At 68.9% G+C, this 21131-nt stretch carries 21 protein-coding genes; 13 read left to right on the top strand and 8 right to left on the bottom strand.

Going from position 1 to position 21131, the window contains the following annotated elements:
* The first annotated feature begins 49 nt into the window (after positions 1-49).
* The 8 genes from sftH to I2487_RS15260 all read left to right on the top strand — a co-directional run bounded on the left by sftH (position 50) and on the right by I2487_RS15260 (position 8123).
* Positions 50-2476 (top strand): DNA 3'-5' helicase SftH, encoded by a 2427-nt coding sequence (gene sftH, locus I2487_RS15295; RefSeq protein ID WP_207172702.1) that lies wholly within the window; start codon positions 50-52, stop codon positions 2474-2476.
* 394 nt (positions 2477-2870) lie between these two features.
* Positions 2871-3884 carry a MetQ/NlpA family ABC transporter substrate-binding protein gene (locus tag I2487_RS15290; protein WP_207172700.1) on the top strand — a complete coding sequence of 338 codons (1014 nt, stop codon included), beginning with the start codon at positions 2871-2873 and terminating at the stop codon, positions 3882-3884.
* The gene (locus I2487_RS15285) at positions 3881-4909 is read left to right on the top strand and encodes an ATP-binding cassette domain-containing protein (protein ID WP_207172698.1); all 1029 of its coding nucleotides are present in this window, start codon (positions 3881-3883) and stop codon (positions 4907-4909) included. The genes I2487_RS15290 and I2487_RS15285 overlap by 4 nt, the downstream gene beginning before the upstream one ends.
* Before the next feature lie 74 nt (positions 4910-4983).
* On the top strand, positions 4984-5583 hold the full coding sequence (locus I2487_RS15280) for a methionine ABC transporter permease (RefSeq protein WP_207172709.1): 600 nt from the start codon (positions 4984-4986) through the stop codon (positions 5581-5583).
* A 125-nt stretch (positions 5584-5708) separates the two neighbouring features.
* Positions 5709-6731 carry an aldo/keto reductase gene (locus tag I2487_RS15275; RefSeq protein ID WP_207172696.1) on the top strand — a complete coding sequence of 341 codons (1023 nt, stop codon included), beginning with the start codon at positions 5709-5711 and terminating at the stop codon, positions 6729-6731.
* 402 nt (positions 6732-7133) lie between these two features.
* Positions 7134-7388: a DUF4244 domain-containing protein gene (locus I2487_RS15270; protein WP_255546524.1), complete on the top strand. Its 255-nt coding sequence runs from the start codon at positions 7134-7136 to the stop codon at positions 7386-7388.
* Complete coding sequence (locus I2487_RS15265; protein ID WP_207172691.1) at positions 7372-7722, top strand: TadE family type IV pilus minor pilin; 351 nt, start codon at positions 7372-7374, stop codon at positions 7720-7722. The genes I2487_RS15270 and I2487_RS15265 overlap by 17 nt, the downstream gene beginning before the upstream one ends.
* Positions 7723-7730: 8 nt before the next feature.
* Positions 7731-8123, top strand: a complete 393-nt coding sequence (locus tag I2487_RS15260; protein WP_207173075.1) for an Rv3654c family TadE-like protein — start codon at positions 7731-7733, stop codon at positions 8121-8123.
* Positions 8124-8130: 7 nt separating this feature from the next.
* On the opposite strand, the gene I2487_RS15255 is transcribed toward I2487_RS15260, so the two are convergent.
* Positions 8131-9297, bottom strand: a complete 1167-nt coding sequence (locus I2487_RS15255) for a M20/M25/M40 family metallo-hydrolase (protein ID WP_207172688.1) — start codon at positions 9295-9297, stop codon at positions 8131-8133.
* Positions 9298-9348: 51 nt separating this feature from the next.
* Between I2487_RS15255 and I2487_RS15250 the strand changes: the two genes are divergently transcribed.
* The 4 genes from I2487_RS15250 (at position 9349) to I2487_RS15235 (ending at position 12365) form a co-directional block, all read left to right on the top strand.
* Complete coding sequence (locus I2487_RS15250) at positions 9349-10182, top strand: hypothetical protein (protein WP_207172687.1); 834 nt, start codon at positions 9349-9351, stop codon at positions 10180-10182.
* A complete protein-coding gene (locus tag I2487_RS15245) occupies positions 10179-10880 on the top strand; it encodes a MurR/RpiR family transcriptional regulator (protein WP_207172686.1) in 702 nt (233 codons plus the stop codon). Before I2487_RS15250 ends, I2487_RS15245 begins: the two co-directional genes overlap by 4 nt.
* A complete protein-coding gene (menC, locus tag I2487_RS15240; protein WP_218624367.1) occupies positions 10880-12010 on the top strand; it encodes an o-succinylbenzoate synthase in 1131 nt (376 codons plus the stop codon). Before I2487_RS15245 ends, menC begins: the two co-directional genes overlap by 1 nt.
* 76 nt (positions 12011-12086) lie before the next feature.
* Positions 12087-12365, top strand: coding sequence for an Lrp/AsnC family transcriptional regulator (locus I2487_RS15235; protein WP_036476260.1), 279 nt, complete (start codon positions 12087-12089; stop codon positions 12363-12365).
* 114 nt (positions 12366-12479) lie between these two features.
* Here the strand turns inward: I2487_RS15235 and I2487_RS15230 are convergent, their stop codons facing one another.
* Both I2487_RS15230 and I2487_RS15225 read right to left on the bottom strand, forming a co-directional pair.
* Complete coding sequence (locus I2487_RS15230; protein WP_207172685.1) at positions 12480-14600, bottom strand: TRAP transporter fused permease subunit; 2121 nt, start codon at positions 14598-14600, stop codon at positions 12480-12482.
* Positions 14597-15595 (bottom strand): TAXI family TRAP transporter solute-binding subunit, encoded by a 999-nt coding sequence (locus tag I2487_RS15225; protein ID WP_255546521.1) that lies wholly within the window; start codon positions 15593-15595, stop codon positions 14597-14599. Before I2487_RS15225 ends, I2487_RS15230 begins: the two co-directional genes overlap by 4 nt.
* A gap of 243 nt (positions 15596-15838) precedes the next feature.
* Here I2487_RS15225 and I2487_RS15220 point away from each other — a divergent pair, with 243 nt between their 5' ends.
* Positions 15839-16807: a DUF4031 domain-containing protein gene (locus I2487_RS15220; RefSeq protein ID WP_207172682.1), complete on the top strand. Its 969-nt coding sequence runs from the start codon at positions 15839-15841 to the stop codon at positions 16805-16807.
* On the opposite strand, the gene I2487_RS15215 is transcribed toward I2487_RS15220, so the two are convergent.
* The 5 genes from I2487_RS15215 to I2487_RS15195 are packed head-to-tail and all read right to left on the bottom strand — an operon-like array spanning position 16794 to position 20995.
* Positions 16794-17099 (bottom strand): thiamine-binding protein, encoded by a 306-nt coding sequence (locus tag I2487_RS15215; RefSeq protein ID WP_207172681.1) that lies wholly within the window; start codon positions 17097-17099, stop codon positions 16794-16796. The genes I2487_RS15220 and I2487_RS15215 overlap by 14 nt on opposite strands.
* Positions 17100-17109: 10 nt before the next feature.
* Positions 17110-17715 carry a type II secretion system F family protein gene (locus tag I2487_RS15210; RefSeq protein WP_207172680.1) on the bottom strand — a complete coding sequence of 202 codons (606 nt, stop codon included), beginning with the start codon at positions 17713-17715 and terminating at the stop codon, positions 17110-17112.
* Positions 17708-18706, bottom strand: coding sequence for a type II secretion system F family protein (locus I2487_RS15205; RefSeq protein ID WP_207172679.1), 999 nt, complete (start codon positions 18704-18706; stop codon positions 17708-17710). The genes I2487_RS15210 and I2487_RS15205 overlap by 8 nt, the downstream gene beginning before the upstream one ends.
* Complete coding sequence (locus I2487_RS15200) at positions 18703-19857, bottom strand: TadA family conjugal transfer-associated ATPase (protein ID WP_207172678.1); 1155 nt, start codon at positions 19855-19857, stop codon at positions 18703-18705. Before I2487_RS15200 ends, I2487_RS15205 begins: the two co-directional genes overlap by 4 nt.
* Positions 19850-20995: a CpaE-like family protein gene (locus I2487_RS15195; RefSeq protein ID WP_207172677.1), complete on the bottom strand. Its 1146-nt coding sequence runs from the start codon at positions 20993-20995 to the stop codon at positions 19850-19852. The genes I2487_RS15200 and I2487_RS15195 overlap by 8 nt, the downstream gene beginning before the upstream one ends.
* Positions 20996-21131 lie beyond the last annotated feature (136 nt).

Here is a 21131-nt window from a genome sequence, read left to right as displayed (position 1 = left end):
CGCCGGCGCGGCGGGGGCTGCGGCGGCATCCTGCCGTAGCCTGAGGGGGATGACCGATCAGGACCCCTTTGAGCTGCTGCGCCGCGCTGGTCTGCCCTCGGAGGTCGGCGACGCCGGTCCGCTGCGCCACGTCCGCACCCTGCCGGCGCGGCAGGCGCACACCGCGGCCTGGCCCGAGTGGGTTCCCGCCGAGCTGCGTGCAGGCTACCGGCAGCTCGGGGTCTCGGGACTCTACCGCCACCAGGTGCTCGCCGCCGAGGCGCTGCATGCCGGGCACCATACGATCCTGGCCACCGGCACCGCCTCAGGGAAGTCCCTGGGCACCCAGCTGCCCGGGCTGGCAGAGATCTCCGGCGGCCCGCGCGGGGCGCTGCCGGTGTCCTCATCCGGCAGCCTCGGTCCCCCACCCAGCGTGGGTACGACCATGCTCTACCTCTCCCCCACCAAGGCGCTGGCCGCGGATCAGCTCGAGGCGCTGACCCAGCTCGCCGAGGCCACCGGACCCGCCGGGTCCCAGGGCGGGATCCGCCCGGCCTCCTACGACGGGGACACCGATCCCACCGAGCGCCGCTGGGTCCGTCAGCACGCCAATGTGGTGCTGACCAACCCGGACATGCTCAACGTCGGGATCCTGCCCAACCACCGGGCCTGGGCTCGGTTCTTCGCCCGACTGCGCTATGTGATCATCGATGAGGCGCACAGCTGCCGGGGAATCTTCGGCTCGCACATCGCGCTGCTGCTGCGCAGGCTGCGGCGGATCTGCGCCCATTACGGGTCCCACCCGGTGTTCACCGGAGCCTCGGCGACCAGCGGCGACCCGGGGACGTCGTTCTCCCGGCTCATCGGCCACCCGGAGTCGGCCGTACACGCCATCACCGAGGACGCCTCACCCCACGGGGCCGTGGACATCTACCTCTGGGAGGCCTCAGACTCCACGCTGACCGGGGACAATGCGGCTCCGCTCAAGCGCAGCCTCACCGTGGAGGCCGCCGACATCCTCACCGACCTGGTGGTCGCCGGACATCGCACGCTGGCCTTCATCAAGTCTCGCCGCGGGGCGGAGACCATCGCGCAGATCGCCGCCGATTCACTCGCCGAGGTGGACCGTGACCTGCGCGGACAGGTGGCGGCCTACCGCTCCGGATACCTGAAGGAGGAGCGCCGCGAGCTTGAGGACGCGCTGCGCGAAGGCCGGCTGCTCGGCGTCGCCTCCACTCCGGCGCTGGAGCTGGGGATCGACATCTCCGGGCTGGACGCGGTGATCATCGCCGGCTGGCCCGGCACCCGCGCCTCGTTCTTCCAGCAGCTGGGCCGCGCCGGGCGCTCGGGCCAGCGCGGTGCCGCGTTCTTCATCGCAGGGGATGATCCGCTGGACTCCTACCTGTTGGACCACCCCGAGGCGATCTTCGACACCGCGGTCGAGGACGCCGTGACCAACCCGGAGAATCCGCATGTGGCCGCCCCGCATATCCTTGCCGCCGCTCAGGAGCTGCCGCTGACCACCCCGGACCTGGATCTGTTCGAGGCATGGCTGATCGAGTCGCTCACCGAGCAGGGGCACCTGCGGCGCCGGCCGCGCGGCTGGTTCTTCGCCCACGACGACGTCTCCGCCGCCGCCTGGGTCAAGCTGCGCTCCGACGGCGGCGGGCCCTACACGATCGTCAACGCGGAGGACGGCACCGTGATCGGGGACATGGGCTCCGCACAGGCGCAGCCTCAGGCCCACCCGGGCGCGGTCTACCTCCACCAGGGCCGCAGCTACATCGTCGAAGAGCTGGACCGCGAGAACAGCGCCGTGCTGGTGTTTCCCGCCAGCCCGCCGTATTACACCCAGGCCCGGCAGACCACCTCCATCGAGGTGCTGCAGACCGAGGAGGCCATGGACTGGGGCCGCTACCGGCTGCACTCCGGGATGGTGGAGGTGACCAGCACCGTGGTCGGCTTCCAGCGCAAGGCGCTGGGCTCCTCCGAGGTGCTCTCCGATGAGCCGCTGGAGCTTCCTCCCTCCTCGCTGCGCACCCAGGCGATGTGGATCACCGCCCCGGAGACCGAGCTCGCGGAAGCCGGAGTGATCCCGGAACACGTGCCCGGGGCACTGCATGCCGCCGAACACGCCATGATCGGGCTGCTGCCGCTGCTGACCTCCGGGGACCGCTGGGACATCGGCGGGGTCTCCACCGCGCTGCACCGCGACACCGAGCTGCCCACGATCTTCGTCTACGACGGACACCCCGGCGGGGCCGGGTTCGCGCGGCGCGGGTTCGAGCTGGCCACCGAGTGGATCAGCGCCACCGCCGAGACCATCGCCGGCTGCGACTGCTCAACCGGCTGCCCCTCCTGCGTGCAGTCGCCGAAATGCGGCAACAAGAACAACCCGTTGGAGAAGCAACCAGCGCTGAACCTGCTGCGCGCGATCCTCGCCGCCCGGCCTGGGGAATCCGACTCCGCTTCGGACCCTGAGACGGTGCCGGGCTGAACACACCCGGCGCTGTGACGGAATATGAATGTGCGCGGTGCGTCCACGAATCGTGAGCTAGGATTGAACCTGCTTCAAGAGAAGTGACCTGGAGATCCACCGCTGGCGGTGATCCGACGATCCGTTCACGGTCACTCACCAACCCCATGTTCAAGGGTGGTCCCGGATCCCGAAGCGGCTTGTTCTCATCATCGGTGGAGCTCAAAGAGGCTTCGCTGTGGTGCTGACTGGAACCGGCAAGAGCAGCGTCGAAAGGACTTCCCCTCTTGTGCACCGACTGGTGCACTCTCTCTGTTCGCGCGTGGACATTCGCGAGCGCCCCAGACACACCCCTCTGGGCACCCCTGTCACTTTTTCGGGCGAAGATCCGCCCGCACCCACCGAAGGATCACCCATGACTCATCAGCAGAACCCCTCCGGACCCACCGCCCGCCGTCGTCGTCGCGGGCTCAACACCCTGGCCCTCAGCGCCACACTCGCCCTGGCTCTGAGCAGCTGCAGCGCCTTCGACCGCGGCGGCGATGACGCCGAGGCCATCCCGGAGGACCAGCAGGAATTCACCATCGGCGTGGTCGGCGCCAACGAGAGCCACCGTGAGGTCGAGCGCATCGCGGAGGAGGAGCTGGGCTACGAGATCGAACTCGTCGAGTTCACCGAGTACACCCAGCCCAACCCGGCGCTGACCAGCGGTGACATCGATGCCAACTGGTTCCAGCACATCGCCTACCTGGCGGACTACAACGTCAGCTCCGGTGAGGACCTGCAGCCCATCGGCTCCACCGCCGCCGTGCCGCTGACCCTGTACTCCAACGAGTACGACGATGTCAGCGAGTTCACCGACGGAGACACCGTCGCGATCCCTAACGATGCGGTGAACCAGGGACGCGCGATCAACGTGCTGGTCGAGGCCGGGCTGCTGGAGCTCTCCGAGGAGACCCGCCAGCCCGAGCCCCGCCACATCGACGAGGAGGCCTCCACCGTCACGGTGCAGCCGGTCGGCGCCCAGCAGACGGTCAACGCGCTGGAATCGGTTCAGGGCTCGGTCATCAACAACGACTTCGCCCAGGACGCGGAGCTCGATCCCGAGGGTGACGGCATCTTCGCCGATGACCCCACCGACGCCTCGGCATTCCCCTACATCAACGCCTTCGTCGCCCGCGCCGCGGACAGTGACAACGAGGCGCTGCGCGAGATCGCCGCGATCTATCACGATGAGCGGGTGCTCGAGATCGACGCCGAGCTCTCGGCCGGCACCTCGGTCCCAGCCTCCGAGGTGACCCCCGAGCAGCTCCAGGAGTCCCTGGTCGACTACGAGGACTCGCTGCGCAGCGCGGGTTCAGAGTCCGGCGACGAGGACGAGGCCGGCGCGGACGAGGAAGCGGACGAGGAAGCGGACGAGGACGCGTGAGCACTGCCCCGCTCATCGAGTTCAACAACGTCTCGCGCACCTTCGGCACGGGAGACAAGACCGTCACCGCGGTCGAGGACGTGAGCCTGAGCGTGGACCGCGGTGAGGTCTACGGCGTCATCGGGTTCTCGGGTGCCGGAAAGTCCACCCTGATCCGTCTGATCAACGGACTGGAACGCCCCACCGCAGGCTCCGTGCATGTGCTGGGCCAGGAGATCTCCGCGATGCGTGAAGGACAGCTGACCAAGGTCCGCTCCCGGATCGGGATGGTCTTCCAGCAGTTCAACCTCTTCCACTCCCGCAATGTTGCCGGCAATGTCGCCTACCCGCTGAAGGTGGCGGGATGGAAGAAGGCCGAGCGTGAGGCCCGGGTGGAGGAGCTGCTGGAGTTCGTGGGACTCACCGCCAAGGCAGCCCAATACCCCGAGCAGCTCTCCGGCGGGCAGAAGCAGCGCGTCGGCATCGCCCGCGCGCTGGCCGCCAAGCCAGACATCCTGCTGGCCGATGAGTCCACCTCCGCGCTGGACCCCAACACCACCGGAGAGGTCTTGCGGCTGCTGCGCCGGGCCAACGAGGAGCTCGGCATCACCATCGTGGCGATCACCCACGAGATGGAGGTCATCCGCTCCATCGCGGACCGGGTCGCAGTGATGGACCAGGGGCGGATCGTGGAGTCCGGGCTGGTCTACGACGTCTTCTCCAGCCCGCGCGAGACCAAGGACGCCAGCTTCGTCGGTGCGGCGTTGAAGAACCGCCCCACGGCCGAAGATGTGCAACGGATTCGTGGCCATGCCAGCGGACGGCTGGTCGTGATCTCGCTGCAGAACGCGGCGGCGGTCAGCGCGGTACTGGGCGAGGCCGCCTCGCATGGGGTCTCCTTCGAGATCGTGCACGGCGGCATGAACACCACCAAGAACGCCTCCTACGGCCTGCTCACGCTCGCCCTCGACGGTGATTCCCATTCGGTGGAGGCCTTCGTCGCGGCGCTGGACTCCGCCGGAGAAGTACAGGAGGTGCACGAGTGATCGACACATATCGAGCTCTGGACTGGAGCTACTACGGACCCGAGCTGCTCGAGGCGATCTTCGACACGATCTACATGGTCGCCTGGGCCTTCCTGCTCGGCGGACTTCTCGGACTGGCCATCGGGCTGACGCTCTACACCACCCGGGAGGGCGGGCTGCTCTCGAACAAGTCCGCCTGTATGGCGATGAACTTCATCGTGAACCTGATCCGGCCGATCCCCTTCGTGATCCTGATCGCCGCCCTGCAGCCTGTGACCATCTTCGTGATCGGCTCCGGGATCGGCAACGATGCGGTGATCTTCGTGATGATCTGGGCCTCCACCTTCGCGATCGCCCGGATCGTGGAGCAGAACCTGGTCTCGATCGACCCCGGGGTGATCGAGGCGGCCCGCGCCATGGGTGCCTCCCGGCTGCGCATCATTCTCACGGTGCTCCTCCCGGAGGCGCTGGGTCCGCTGATCCTGGGGTATACCTTCGTGATCATCGCGCTCACCGACATGTCGGCGCTGGCGGGGATCATCGGCGGCGGCGGTATCGGCAACTTCGCCATCGTGGAGGGGTACAACCGATTCAACCCCGAGGTGACCTGGCTGGCGGTGATCGTGGTGATCCTCTTCGTCCAGTCGCTGCAGCTGGTGGGCAACTGGGCGGCGCGCAAGGTGATGCGGCGCTGACCTCATCACCGACGCACCCGCCGTGCCGGCCCGTCGGGGTCGTCGTCTGTGTTCTGCCCTGCTCTGCTCTGGTCTCTGCCCGCTGCCTGCTGCCTGCTGCCCCATCCTCATGAAAGGATCCACCCATGACTCTGCGCTCCCTCACCCTGGGCACCGGTCCACATCAGCTCGAGACCTCAGCACTGGGCTACGGCGCGATGTCGCTGGCCGGGGCCTATGGGGCGATCACCGAGGCGGACTCGATCGCCCTGCTGGAGCACGTGGCACAGCGCGAGGTCACATTCCTGGACACCGCGAACATCTACGGCGACGGTGCCAGCGAGCGCATTCTGGGGACCTTCCTGAGGCACCGGCGCGAAGAGTTCGTGCTGGCGAGCAAGGTGGGCATCGAGCAGGGCGCCGGGGTCGGCAGGCGCCGGGCCCGAGGCGACGCGGGGTATATCAAGGAACAGATCGATCAGAGCCTGCGCCGGCTGGGCACGGATCACCTGGATCTCTACTACCTGCACCGGGTGGATCCTGACACGCCGATCGAGGAGAGCGTCGGAGCCCTGGGAGAGCTGGTCACCGCCGGCAAGGTCCGTACCATCGGGCTCTCGGAGGCCACAGGCGAGGAGATCGCCCGCGGCCACGCCGTGCACCCGATCACGGCGGTGCAGAGCGAGTGGAGCATCTTCGCCCGGGACGTGGAGACCCATGTGCTGCCGACCTGCGCGCGGCTCGGAATCGGGTTCGTGCCCTACTCCCCCGTGGGCCGAGGCATGCTAACCGACTCCTTCGAGTCCGAGGCACTTCCGGCGGATGACATCCGGCAGAACTTCCCCTGGTTCATGCCCCAGAACCTGCCGCACAATGCCGCACTCGTGACACGAGTGCGTGACATCGCGGCACGCCTCGAGCTGCCCACCGCTGGGCTGGCCCTGGCCTGGCTCTATCAGCAGGCAGCCGCGCTGGGCGTGGAGATCGCTCCAATCCCGGGGACGCGGACTGCCGCGCACTGGGATCAGCTGCAGCGTGGGGTGGACGTCGAACTTCCCGATGCGGCCCTCCCCGAGCTCAACGGGCTGGCGGGTCAGGTCTCCGGAGACCGCAGCTTCGACCCGCGCTGGGTCTCCGGCGGCCGTGAGGGGCTCCTGCCGCGCAGCTGATCCGGGCGGCAGGTGATCGCGTGGCGTGAAAGCCCCTCTCTGCATCGATTGTGCGTTTTGGGCGCTTTCGGAGGGGGTATCCGCGAGAAAACCCCCGCAAAATGCACACTCGATGGAGGGGCGGGAACTCCGCGGGTCTGACCCGCGGGTCTGCCCCAGCCTCCAGGGCCACCCGGTCCTGGATCGAGCCTCTCCACAGGGTGGCCTGCTTTCGCGGAATCACGCGCCGCGCGGCGAAGACTGGTGGTACCTGCACTCCGCAGGGCTCACTCGTCGTCAAGGCCCCCGGGACCCAAGTCGCGCCTCCCCGACTCTCCCTTCCCTGAGAGTCGGTGCGCTGAGACTCGGCGGCCCCGGGTCAGGACGACCATCACGGAAGGCACCGTCATGGAACACCCGGTCATGGAACGCACAGCCATGCAACGCACGGCCACTCAGCCCGCTGTCCTGGAAGCACCGCCTGCGCACAGTGACCCGCAAGGATTTCGGCATAGGGCGCAGCAGCTGCATGAGGAGCAAGCCGGTCTCGCCACGGCCGAATACGGCATCGTGATGCTCGCCGCCGTCGGGTTCGCCGGGCTGCTGGTCGCGGTGCTGAGCTCAGGCACCGCCCGGGGACTGCTGACCGGCGTCGTGGAACGTGCGCTCTCCTTCTGAGCGCGGGGCGATCACCGCCGAGTTCGCGGTGGCGCTGCCCGGAGTCATGCTGGTGCTGCTGCTGGTGGTCTCGCTCGGGCTGCAGGGCGCCGCGCAGGTCACCCTGGAGACCGGAGCCCGGGCCGCGGCTCGAGAGCTGGCCCGCGGGGAAGACCCGGCCTCGGCGGAGGCAGCCGCCCGGCGGATCGCCGGTGATGAGGTGTCCTTCCAGCTCAGCCACGATCAGGGCTATGTCACCGTCGCGCTGGTCCGCCCGGTCCGGGTGCTCGGCTGGGTCGAGGTCGCGATGACCCAGGACGCGCGAGCCACGGCTCGGGTCGAGGATCTGCCATGAGACCTGCCATGAGACCTGCAGGACGGTTCTCGGGCGAGCGGGGTTCAGGCACCGTGCTGGCGCTGGGGCTGATCATGGTGCTGCTCCTGCTGCTCGCCGCGACGCAGGTCCTGAGCATGGTCGCGGCATCTTCGGCACAGGCTGCCCGCGGGGCGGACCTGGCGGCGCTGGCCGGGGCCGACGCGGCGCGCGGGCTGAGCAGCGGAAGTCCGTGCACCGTGGCGGAGGCTGTGGCCGTGCGCAATGCGGTGGAGCTCACCAGCTGCACCGTCACCGGCGGGGACGGCACCGAGGTGCTGGTCCGGACCGCGGTGCCGATCCTTCCCGAACGGCTGATGGACGGTGTGGACCTCTCCGGACTCGTGGGTCGCGGGGCGGCGCGTGCCGGTCCTCCCGGATGAGCCTGGATCAGAGCCGAGCGAGCAGCGCCGCCAGCAGCGCGATCCGTTCCGGGATCGATTCCAGCCGGACCTGCTCATGATCCGCGTGGGCTCCCGCACCGTCGGGGCCCAGGCCATCGAGGGTCGGCAGATCTGAACCGAGGAAGTTGGTGTCTCCGGCGCCGGCCGCGGGACGACCGCCGACGGAGGGCAGCCCGGCGTCCTGAGCTGCGGCCTCCACCGCGGCGAGCAGCTCCGCATCCGCCGCGTCGGCCTGCCAGGCGGGTCGCTGGGACAAGGTCTGCACCTGCAGCCGGGCATCCGGACGCACCGGAGCCAGATCCCGGATCGCCGCCAGCACCTGGTTTTCCACGTCGGGGGTTCGGAATCGCAGTCCCACCTCCACCGAGGCCGCGGCGGGCACCACGTTGGTCTTCCCGCCACCGGCGATGGTCCCCACATTGCACAGCACGTCCTCCGGGGCGGCCTCCTGCGCGGATGCGACGATCTCGCGCAGCGCGAGGATCTGATCGACCAGCTCCTCGATGGCGTTGACTCCACCCTCAGGATCCAGCGCCGCATGGGAGGCCCGTCCGGTGATCTGCAGCCGGAGCCGGGTGCTGCCGAGCCGGCCCACCTTCAGCGCCCCACCGGGGTGCGGAGATTCGAAGCCGAGTACGGCGCCGACCCCCTCGGCGCTGGCCAGCAGCAGCTCCCTGGAACTCGGGGAGCCGATCTCCTCGTCACCGACCACGATCACGCGCACCGGTGGCCGTGACGATCCCAGCTCCGTGCTGAGGCTGAGCCCCTGGTGCATGATCAGCAGCCCGGACTTCATGTCGAAGATCCCGGGACCGTACGCGATGCCGTCCTCGATGCGGAAGGGCATGTCGGTCAGCGTCCCTTCGGGCCACACGGTGTCGGAATGTCCGATGAAGAGCACCGGGGCGGCATCTCGGGCCGCTCCCGCACCGGGGATGTCCATCACCAAATGGGTGCCCCACTCCCCCTCCCGCACGGAGACCTCGGCGTGGTGCTCGGCGAAGAGCTCGCGCACCTGATCCGCGACGGCGGAGACCCCCGCGGCGTCCCCTGTGGGCGACTCGGTCAGCACCATCCGTTCCAGAAGTTCCAGGGTCCGGTCATACCGATTCCTTGCGAGATCAAGCAGGGCAGTGCCAGAAGAGTTGTCCATGAGGCTATGATACGCAACGTAAGAACATTGACCAGGCCTCGAGAGGACCGCATGACACATCAGGATGCAGCCGCACCCGCTTCTCCCGCCATGCCGGAATCGATCAGCCTGGACGGTGGAGTCACCGTGCGTGGTCTCACCGAGGTCGCCGAGCTGGAAGCCGCCTGCCGGCTCTACCGCGAGGTCTTCGCCTACAGCGGGGAGGACCAGGGGATCAACGCCCGCCTGCTGAAGAACCTGCTGACCTACGGCGGCACGGTCATCGGGGCGCTCGACGCCGCCGGCGACCTGCGTGGGATGGCCTTCGGCTGGACAGCCGTAGAGACCGACCCGGAGGATCCGCATGTCTACCACTTCTCCCAGGCCGCCGTGGTCTCGGCGGACCTGCAGGGCCAGGGGGTCGGCAGGGCGCTGAAGACCGTCCAGGCCGCCGTCGCCCACCGGCAGGGATCGAGCCGGATGCGCTGGACCTACAATCCGATGATCAGCCGCAACGCCCACTTCAACCTCGACGTGCTCGGCGCACAGGGCCGCTGGTTCACCCGCGACGCCCTCGCCGGGCCCGGCACCGACCGCATCACCGTGGAATGGCGACTCGGCGAGAAGAGCGCCGACCCCGACCAGTCGACACCGGACCGGCGGAGCGCGCCTGAGGATGACTTCGAGGCGGAGCTGGCGGCACATCCGCTCACCGTTGCCGGGGAGATCCGCGCCGACGCGGAGTCCACGGCCCTCGCCGTTCCCGCCCAGCAGCCCACCGACCCCGTGATCATCGAGCTGCTTCGCACGCGCTTCCAGGAGATCTTCACCGACGGGTTCGTGGCGGTCTCCTGCCGTCGCGTGGACGAGGACCTGGCGGTCTACCGCTTCGCCCGGCCGGCATGAGCGGGATCGAGAGCGGGGCATCCCCGATCGATGGGCCGCAGGACACAGCCGAGAAGAGAACGCCGCAGACCCACCGTGGGCCGGACAATCCGGCCGCGCGCTTCGGAGCGAGCATGGCCCCGCGCGCCTCGGCCAAGACCCTGCAGGCCCGTCTGATCCGCAAGGAGCGCGAGAACCTGGAGCGGGTCTTCGCCAGCTTCGAGACCGAGGAATCGGTGGCCCGGGCCGCGGCGCTGATCGCCGGAGCGCGCCGCCGCTTCATCGTGGGCCACGGCAGGTCGGCCGCCTTCGCACACCTGCTGGACCTGGACCTCTCCCACGGGCTCTCCCAGGTCTCCCTCATCGACGGCCAGAGCACTCGCAGCATCGACGTGCTCACCGATGTGCGCGGCACCGATGTCCTGGTCGCGTTCTCACTGCGCCGTTACCGCCGGGAGACCGCCGAACTGGTGCGAGCCTTCGCCCAGCGCGGGGGCACAGTGGTTGCGGTGACCGATTCGACCGAGTCCCCGCTGGTGGAGCCGGCCACCGAGCTCGTGATCGTGCCCACCGACTCCGCCTCGGTCACGGACTCCGCCACCGGCATCGCTGCGGTGATCCACCTGCTCACCGCGCTGACCACCACAAGTGCCAAGGGCAGCCGCCGTCGGCTGACCGAGAGAGAATCACTGATCCAAGAGATGGGACTGTATATCTGATGCGCGCCACAGAGATCGTGCTCCACGACGTCGAGCTGCCCCTGCGACATGCCTTCGAGACCAGCTCGCACCGGAAGTCCTCGCTGCGCCACCTGCTGGTGGAGATGATCGCCGAGGACGGCACCACCGGCTGGGGCGAGATCGCCTCCCCCGCCGGCCCCTTCTACGCCCCCGAAACCACCACGACGGCCTGGCAGACCGCCGTCGATCATCTGATCCCCGCGGTGCTCGGTGCGGAGTGGGAGCACCCCGACGAGATCGCCGGACTCTACGCCAAGGTGCGCGGCAACTATTTCGCCAAGGCCGGTATCGAGATGGCCGCCTGGACGCTGTGGACCGGCGCTGAGTCGGTGCCGCTGGCGCGGGCTCTCGGCGGGGACCGTGACTCGGTCGTCGCGGGGGTCTCCCTGGGCATCGAGCCCAGCATCGAGGCGCTGCTGACCGAGGTCACCCGCCACGTGGAGTCCGGCTATCCCCGGGTGAAGCTGAAGATCGCGCCCGGCTGGGACGTGGAGCCGGTGCGGGCCGTGCGAGCGGCCTTCCCGGATCTTGATGTCCATGTCGATGCCAACGGCGCCTACCCGGGGACCGCCGAACCAGGCGGCGAGGCGGCCTTCGACGTGCTGCGCGCCCTGGATCCGTTCCGGCTGACCATGATCGAGCAGCCCTTCGCACCGAAGAACTTCCTGGACCACGCCCGACTGACCGCAGCCCTGGACACACCGGTCTGTCTGGACGAATCCGTGGAAACCCTGGATGACCTGCGCACCGCGCTGGCGCTGAAGGCCGGCAACGTGCTCAACATCAAGGTCTCCCGCATGGGCGGTCTCAGCGCTGCGCGCGACGCCCATGCCATGGCCGCGGCGGCGGGCTGGCCGGTCTGGTGCGGAGGGATGCATGAGTTCGGGGTCGGTCGGCTGGCTAATGTGGCGCTCTCCTCGCTGCCGGGCTTCACCCTGCCCTCCGACGTCTCGGCCTCGGGCAAGTACTACGCGCAGGACATCATCGACCCCCCGGTCACCGCCGAGCGAGGAGTGGTGCAGGTCCCGACCGCGCCGGGGCTCGGACACGGCGTGCTCCCCGAGGTCATCGCGGCGCATGCGACCAGGCAGCAGCGGTTCCAGGCCTGAGCCTCGGGCTGCGGCGCAGTATCCTGACAGGGAGCAGCGCTCAAGAAGTCTCACCGGCTGAAAGGCAGCGATCACCATGGTCACCGCATTCGTGATGATGAAGACCGATCCCCATCGGATCCCTGAGTCCGCGCAGGACATCGCCAACATCGAAGAGGTCCAGGCGGTCTACTCGGTCACCGGCAAGTGGGACCTGGTGGCGATGGTGAAGACCCCGAACCTGGAGGATCTCAGCGACCTGGTCCCGGCGAAGATCTCCAAGGTGGCCACGGTCCATGACACCGAGACGATGGTGGCGTTCCGGACCTATTCGGACCAGGAGCTCGAGGCGAGCTTCAGCCTCGGCGGGGAGTAGCACCGTCGGCGCCCACAGCGGACCGCAGCTTGATCAGACACCGAGGGCCCGACCGGAATCCGGTCGGGCCCTCGGTGTTGCAAGGTCCAGCATGCTCAGCAGGGGCGTCCCGGCTCAGGCCATCCCTGGTGCCGGGTTCTCCACAGAACCGCCGCCGCGCGCGGTGACCTGGGCGCCGTCGTCCTGGGATGCGGACTTCTGCGCGGATCCGTCCCCACGTCCGCGGCGTATGAACTGCAGCGCCACCGCCACCGCGAGGGCGACCATGCCTGCCACCGACAGCGTCAGATCCGGGTAGATCAGCAGCAGACCGCCGACGATCAACAGCGTCCGCTCGATGACCGTGGCGCGCAGGAACAGATACCCGGCAAGGCCTGAGGACAAGGCGATCAACCCCACGATCACGGTGATCAGGGCGATCGTGAGCTCGTCCCAGGTGCCTTGCAGCAGCAGCGCCGGCTGCAGGATGAACACATACGGGATCAGGAACCCGGCCAGCGCGATCTTCACCGCCGCCACACCGGCGGCCATCGGGTTGGCCCCGGCGATGCCCGCACCGGCGTAGGCCGCCAGACAGACCGGTGGCGTGATGTCGGCGAGGATGCCGAAGAAGAACACGAACATGTGCGCCGCGATCAGCGGGACGTCGAAGTTGTTGTACAAGATCGGCGCCGCGACCGAGGCGGTGACCACGTAGTTCGCCGTGGTCGGCAGGCCCATGCCGAGGATGATGCAGGCGATCATCACGAAGAAGAGCACCAGCAGGAAGCTGCCGCCGGCCAGGGACACCAGTCCGCGGCCGAGCTGGCCGCCCAGCCCCGTTGCGGTCACGGTTCCTGCCACGATGCCGGCCGTGGCACAGGCCGCGATCACCGGCAGAGCGGTGCGCGCCGCGGCGATGAAGAGCTCCACGAATCCGCGCAGGTTCAGCCGGGTGGAGGACCGGAAGAAGCTCAGGACGATCGCGGTCGCGATGCCCAGCAGCGCCGCCCGGGTGGGCGTCAGGCCGGCGATCAGCGTGCTGATGATCACGACCAGCGGCAGGAGCAGGTCGGCGCGGGTGACCAGCGACCGGATGCTGGGCAGCTCCTCGACCGGCAGGCCCTTGATCTCCCGGCGCTTCGCTTCGAAGTGCACCGAGAGGAACGCACCCAGGAAGTAGAGCAGCGCCGGGATGATCGCGATGACGATCAGCTCGTTGTACTCCAGGTTCGGCACGTTCTGCGCCATGATGAACGCCGCTGCACCCATGATCGGGGGCATCAGCTGTCCACCGGTGGAGGCCGTGGCCTCGGTGGCGGCGGCGAAGTGCGGCTTGAACCCGGCCTTCTTCATGATCGGGATCGTGAACGATCCGGAGGCCACGGTGTTGGCCACCGAGGACCCGGAGACCATGCCCTGGAGGCCCGAGGCGGCGACGGCGGCCTTGGCCGGGCCGCCCGTGTACTTACCCGCCGCACGGAAGGCCAGGTCGTTGAAGAACTGGCCGATGTTGGTCCGAAGCAGAACCACCGCGAAGAGCAGGAAGAGGAAGATGAAGTTCGCCGAGACCTGCAGCGGAGTGCCGAAGATCGAGCGCGTGGAGAGGAAGGTCTCCGTGGCGAAGGCGTCCCAGGATCGTCCGCGGTGCGGGAAGATCGGGCTCATGTTGCCGAAGATGGCGTAGGCGATGGCGCAGGCGGCGATGATCACGATGGGCAGGCCGACGCAGCGACGGGTGGCTTCCAGGACCAGCAGCGTGCCGGCCACGGCCACGGTGTAGTCCAGTGCGCTGAAGCCGAGGATCTGCACGGCGTTGCCGACCAGGTACTCGTAGCGGAAGACGATGTAGAGGTTGACCGCCATGCCGGCCGCGGCCAGCAGTGCGTCGTACCAGGGAACTCCGCGGCCTCGGCCGAGCAGCAGGTCTTTCCAGACCACACCGCTGGGCGTGGCGTTGAGCAGCCTCTTGCTCGCCGGGTAGAGCAGGAAGATCAGCGAGGTGGCGCCTGCGAGGTGCAGCGCGCCGTGGATCCAGCCGGTGAAGGGTCGCTCGAGTGCGTAATAGAGGTGGTAGAGCGTGAAGGCCACCGAAAGGCCGCCCACGATCCACGTCCACCAGCCCAGATCCGTCCGGAAGCGGCTCGAGGTGTCGTGCTTCCGAAGAATCTCGGCTGCCCGCTCCTCACCACCGACCCCCGGCTCCTGCACATCAGCAGGAGCCGGGGAACGATTCTCAGCAGTGCTGCGTGTCACGGCAGGTCAATGCCCTGCTCTTCGAAGTAACGCTCTGCGCCGGGGTGCAGCGGGATGCTCCCGACACCGGTCAGGGCGTTCTCCTCGCTGATGTTCTCGCCGATCTCAAGGGTCACGTCGTCTGCGTTCTCCAGGGTGGCGGCGGTGATCTCGTAGCCGAGATCCTCGCTGACCTGGGTGGTGGAGGCGACCAGTGCCGCGAACACCGAGACCGTGGTGACGTCCTCGTCGAGGAAGTCGTAGGCGTCGGCAGAGATGTCGTAGGACTCTGCGCCGGACTCACCGGAGATGGACTCGGTCATGTCATCTTCGATGCCGAGCAGCGCAACATCGGTGGAGGCGGCCAGCTGGGTCAGACCAGCCACTGGAACGCCGACCACGAAGATCGACGCGTCGATCTGGCCGTCGGCGAGCATCTCGGTGGAGGTGCCGAAGTCGGCGACCTCGGCAGTGTAGTCGCCTTCTTCGATGCCGTGAGCGGAGAGGATCGCGTCGGAGATCGCGCGGGTGCCGGAGCCGACGTCGCCCACGGCGATGGTCTGACCCTCAAGCTCCTCGATGGATTCGATGCCGGAGTCCTCGCGGACGATGATGTGTGCGGCCTCGGGGTAGAGGTTCGCGATCCAGCCGAAGTTGTCCAGCTCCATGCCGTCAAGGTCATCGATTTCACCGTTGACGCCCATCTCGGCGGTGTCGTTCTGAGTCAGACCGAGCTGCATCTCTTCCTGGAAGATGCCGCCCAGGTTGTCTGCGGAGCCGCCGGTCTCGATCGCGGTGACCGAGACGTCTTCGATGTTGTCCTCGAAGATCGAGGCGAGCTCATCGCCCAGCGGGAAGTAGGTGCCGGCAACGCCGCCGGTGCCGAACGTCAGCTCATTGGTGAAGCTGTCCTCGTCTCCGGTCTGGACGTCTTCGTCCCCACCATTGTCGTCTCCGCCACAGGCGGAGAGGGCAAGAGCGGCTGCAGCGGTGACTGCAATTGTTGTACGACGCATTTTCATGAGTCTTCTCCTCAGTCAAGTGATTCAAAGGTGCGGTGGGTCTTCGGAGGTGCGTTGAGTGCCCAGCGGGTTGAGTACACGGTGCGATGTGTAGTCAGCCACCTTACCGTGGTGTAAGACACTTTACCGGCTCCCCGGATGCCCTCCCTAGACTGTCCTATACGGATGAGCAGGGTGTTTCGTGTTTTCCGCAGAATGAAACCGTGACGACGGCCGCCAGGGCCAGGGGGAGTTGAGATGACGATCTTTATCGACCCGCCCAGCTGGCCGGCCCACGGCACCGTGTTCTCCCATCTGATCTCAGACCATTCCCTGGAGGAGCTGCACCGCATCGCCGGTGCCGCTGGAATCAGTATCCGCGCCTTCGACCAGGATCATTACGATGTCCCGGCCCACCGCTTCGAGGACCTCACGAGCCTGGGCGCGGTGCCGGTCTCGGGACGTGAGCTGACCCGGATCCTGCTCGGCTGCGGGCTGCGCATCCCGGCCGCGCAGCGACCCGAAAAGCTGCGCCGGAATCTCCTGCGCGCCTGGATTCGGCTGGGCACGCAGTGGGGCTTGGCCGAACCTCGCGATGAGACCGAGGACGACGCTGCGCTGACCCGCTCGCTCGCCGCAGACGGGGCATGGTCGGCCCTGGGCGAGGAGCTGCTCACCCGCTGGTCCGAGCCGCACCGGAGCTATCATGCGCCGACCCACCTCAGCGCGGTGCTGCGCGGTGTGGGCACGCTTCACCGCGCAGGAGAGCTCGAGACAAGTCAGCGTCCGGTCGTGACCCTGGCCGCCTGGTTCCACGACGCCGTCTACACCGGCGTCGCCGGAACCGACGAGGAGGAGTCAGCGACGCTGGCGGAGACCCGGCTCGAGGTGCTGCTTCCCGAGCACGCGGTGGAGGAGACCGCGCGGCTGGTCCGACTCACGGCGAGTCACGATCCTCACCCCGCCGATCGCCGGGGGGCCGTGTTGGTGGACGCCGACCTCCAGGTGCTCGCTCAGGCGCCGGATGACTACGCGCGCTACACCGAAGCCGTGCGAGTGGACTACCGCCATGTGGCTGAGGAGGATTTCCGCTACGGCAGGGCGCAGGTGCTCCAGCGGCTGCTCGGCTCTCCCTCGCTGTTCCGCACCGCGACCGGGATCCAGCGCTGGGAGCCACAGGCCCGGGTCAATCTGTCGCGCGAGCTTGAGCAGCTCAGTCGCCGCTGAGGCGCTCCTCGAGCCGAGTCACCTTCTCGCTGAGCTGACCGGTGAAGCCGGGCCGGATATCGGCCTTGACCACGAGGCTGACCCGCGGGCTGACCGCGCTCACCGCCTCCGTGGCGCGCCGGATGACGTCGAAGACCTCGTCCCACTCGCCTTCGATGGTGGTGAACATCGAGGTCGTCTCGTGCGGAAGCCCTGAATCACGCACCACCCGAACGGCCTCGGCCACGGCTGCGCTGAGCGAACCATCGGGGGTGTCTGCGGTGACGGGCGCAACGGAGAAGGCTGCCAACATGGGTCATAGGCTACGCCAGTTCCTGGAACAGTCCCAGCACCACCGGAATCACCCCCAGCAGGATGAAGCCCGGCAGGAAGCACAGCCCCAGCGGCAGCACCATCTGCACCGACAGCCGGGCGGCCTGTTCCTCCACCGCGGCGCGACGACGCCGGCGCGCCCGGAGCGCGGTCAGCTCCAGCAGCTCCACCGTCGGTGCGCCGGTGGCATGGGCGAACGCCAGCTCTTCACCGAATTCGCGCAGCTGGGGCTGGGAGTCCACGCAGGACCAGGCCTGTCTCCACGGCTGTCCGGTCACGAGTCGCCGATGCACTCGGCCCAGCGGCGCACAGCCTGGGACGTCTTCGGAGAGCCGGTGCACCGCGGGCTCGATGCCCACGCCGGCGCGCAGCATCGCCGCCGTGAGGTCGAGCAGCGTCGCGGCGTCGGGGGTGTCCCGCGGGGACGCTGCCGATGCCCGTTCATAGGGTGGCCTCGCCCGGCGGGAGGCACGCCGCCCGGAGGCCAGGGGTCGGCGCGGCGGCGAGGACGGGACCGGCAGCAGCAGCAGCAGCAGCACGAGGATCCCCATCAGCAGGAGGCACGCGAGTCCCGGGAGCATCTGTCCTTCAGCCATGCGGCGTCACCGCGCGGATCATCCGAGCGCTCCAGCGCCAGCCGAGCAGCAGACAGCCCAGACCCGACACCAGGCATCCCCATCCCAGGGTCGAGCCGAACAGCACGGCGAGGGGCTGCGCTCCCATCAGTGCACCCATGGCCAGTCCACCGAGAGGCAGCGCCGCGAGGATGAACTGGGTCAGCCGAGGGCCGGCGGCCGCGGTCCGCACGGCGGCGTCCAGCGCCGCGGAGTCCTCCAACGAATCGGCGGCCTTGCGGCACAACCTCGAAAGCGGTGCGCCGGTGGACTGGGAGAGCGCGTGGATGCTGATCAGACCCTGGAGCACCTCGGTGAGGACCGCCGAGGCACCGACGCTGAGACCAGGACCGGGGCCGGGGCCGGGGCCGGCGTGAGCGTGGGCGCCCGAGCCGGGATGAGCGTCGGCGCCCGGGCCGGGGTGAGCGTCGGCGCCCGGGGCGACATAGCGGGCTGGGCCGAGCGCTGGAGATGCGACGGGGTCGGCAGCAATCCTCGACTCGGTGACCGCACGGTGGAGGCCGACGGACCCGGCCCTGGGGCGGTGTGCCGCGGCGACCTCCGCCAGGCTCCGTCGAAGCCCGACCACCGCGCCGAGACCGGCCTGCTCCGCTGAGGCAGCCCGTTCACAGACCTGCCCCAGCAGCGCGTGGTCCTCCCGCGAGCGCCAATGGGCGCTGAGGTCTACCCAGGCCTGGGCCTGGGAGCGTCCCGACTGCAGCAGTGCGGCGTACTGGTGCAGCAGAGACGCTGCGCTGCCGCGCAGATCATTCACCTCGCCTCCGCTGCCGGATCTCCACCTCCGCGGCAGCTCACGGAGCCGGAGCCACCCGATCAGCAGTCCAGCGCGCAGCGGCCTGAGGCGCCGCGGCCCGCTTGAATCTGCCCGACGTGGGGTGATGCCCAGCAGCCCAGCGACGATCATGGCACCGCTGAGCAGGGACAGCAGGGGCAGCTGCGCAGGATCGGTCATCGCAGGCCGATCCTCCGGGTCAGCTCATCCCAGCCGACCTGAGCCTGCACGCCCGGAGGGCCCGCCGAGTCGAGGTCTGCGGCAAGCAGCGCCGGCACCATCTCAAGCGCCCGCTCCACGCAGCGGACCAGCGAGATCGCGACCGGCATCCGTCGGCCTCGGCGACGCTCCATGTGGATCACCGCATCCAGGGCGGCCCCCGCCTGCAGCGCCACAGATTCCGGCGGCAGACCGGCGAGGGCTCCCATCGCTATGAGTCTGGCCGGCACCGCATGCGGCGAGTTCGCGTGGACCGTCCCGACCGCGCCCTGGTGTCCGGTGTTCATCGCAGTGAGGAAGTCCTTGAGCTCGCCTCCCCGGCACTCCCCGACGATCAGTCGGTCCGGGCGCATCCGCAGCGTCTCGCGGACCAGTTGGCCCATCCCGAGCTCACCGGCTCCCTCCACGTTGCCCCGGCGCTGCTGCAGGTGCAGCACATGCGGATGATCCGGCCGCAGCTCAGTGGTGTCCTCCACGATGATGATCCGCTCCTGGTGTGGGCACGCGGCGAGCATGGCCCCCAGCAGACTGGTCTTCCCCGAGCCGGTGGCTCCAGAGATCAGGCAGTTCAGACGGGCGTCGACGACGCCGCGGATCACCGGGAGCCACACCTCGGGGGCGTCCCACTGGAGGGCGAGCTGCTCCAACCTCGCCGCGGAGCCGCGCGAGATCCGCACCGAGATCATCGTCCCCTCCACTGCGACCGGCGGGATCACTGCATGGACCCGACAGTCACCGATCCGCCCCTCGGCACAGGGCTGGCCCTCATCGAGCCGACCCCCGGACAGCGCGATCAGCCGCCTGGCCAGTCCGCGCACCTGTTCTTCCGTGGCGAAGCGCACTGCCGTCTGAGTCAATCCTTCCGCGCCGTCGGTCCACACCTGGCGATGCCCGTCGATGAGCACATCGGTGACCCCGGGCTGTTCGACCAGCGGCTGCAGCGGGCCGAGCCCGACGAGCTCATCGCGCAGCGTCCTGACCAGCTCCCCGGTGGTGCGGGAGCCCAGCGCCAGTCCCGAGGCGCGGACCGCTTCAGCGATCCGGGCGGCGGTCACCGGCTCGGCGGAGCTGGTCAGGGTCTCACGCAGCGCGTGAAGCTGCTGGTCACTCATGCCGTACCTGCTCCTCGAGGTCCAGGACCTCCAGCAGCGCTCCGACGAACGCCGCACCGCGCCGGGAGCGCAGCAGCTCGTAGGCGGCATCGAGCGCCTCCTCTCGGCGCAGCCAGCGCTGCTCCGGAATGTCCCCGGCCAGCGGGAGATCCGTGGCCCCCGCCAGCTCCTGTGGATTCCACCCGGCGTGCGAGGCACCGTTGGCCACGAGCCTCACCGGCACCCCTGTCTCAGACTCACCCAGCTGACGTGCGGCAGCGGCGCCCCGCGCGGTGCACGGCGTGACCAGGAGCAGCTGATCCAGGTGCTCACGCACCAGGGACACCGCCTCAGCATCGCGCCCGACATCGACGATCACCGTGTCGAAGACCCGCCGGGCCGAGCGCACCACCGGCTCGAGCATGCGCCGCCGCACCTCAATGCCGGGCGCGCCGCTGAGCACATGGAACCCGTCGTGGATCGGCAGTGCGGCGGCCAACTGTGGGGAGGCAAGCTCTCCCTCCAGCGCCGCGAGCTCCGCCCATCCGAGCGCTTCGCCGAGCTCGGCCTCCCCGCCGCCGCGGTGCAGCGACCTGACGCGTCGGTTTCGGCCACCGGACCGGTCCTCGGCCCCGCCCAGCAGCCCGGCGAGACCAGCCCCGGGGGCCGGATCGGCATCGACGAGCAGCACCGAGGCTCCTCTCACCGCCTGTTCAGCGGCGAGCAGGTACGCCACTGTGCTCGCTCCCACGCCTCCGAACACACCGGTCACCGCCAGCACCCGTCCGGGGTTCCGATCCAGCACCCGCGCGCCCAGGTGTCTGGCCAGCCAGGCCTCCCCCGCCGGCAGCGGGACAGGCTGCAGCCCTGGGTGTTCCGCCGCGAACTTCCACAGCTGCTGCTCCTCACCCGGGCTCTGGCTCCGGCTCTGGCTCTGAGCCTCTCCGGTGATTCCCAGCAGCAGCGTTCCCCGTGCCAGTCGTGAGAGCGGCGGCAGGCGGTCGGTCCCACACATCAGCACTGCCCATTCCCTCGGCACCACTGCCTCCCAATCTGGGCGGGACTCAAGCGCGGCCCCTACGGTGGCGGCGATCAGCGCCACGTCGTCGCGCAGCGCTCGATCCTCGGTGACCAGCAGCAGGCGAGGTGCGACGTCCATGGCCCCACCCTGACGGGTTCGGCATCGGCGGTGCGCGGGTGCGGCAGCGCTGTGGGCAGCGGCTCTGACTCGCGCAGTTCTTCCCGGGGTGGGGAAAACCCTGGGGCACTCGGCAAGGCTGCGCTGTAGCCGGCAC

Origin of the sequence: Nesterenkonia sp. E16_10, assembly GCF_017347085.1 — a bacterium.
In the GTDB taxonomy this organism is placed as follows: domain Bacteria; phylum Actinomycetota; class Actinomycetes; order Actinomycetales; family Micrococcaceae; genus Nesterenkonia.
This window is presented reverse-complemented; position numbering and strand designations above follow the sequence as displayed.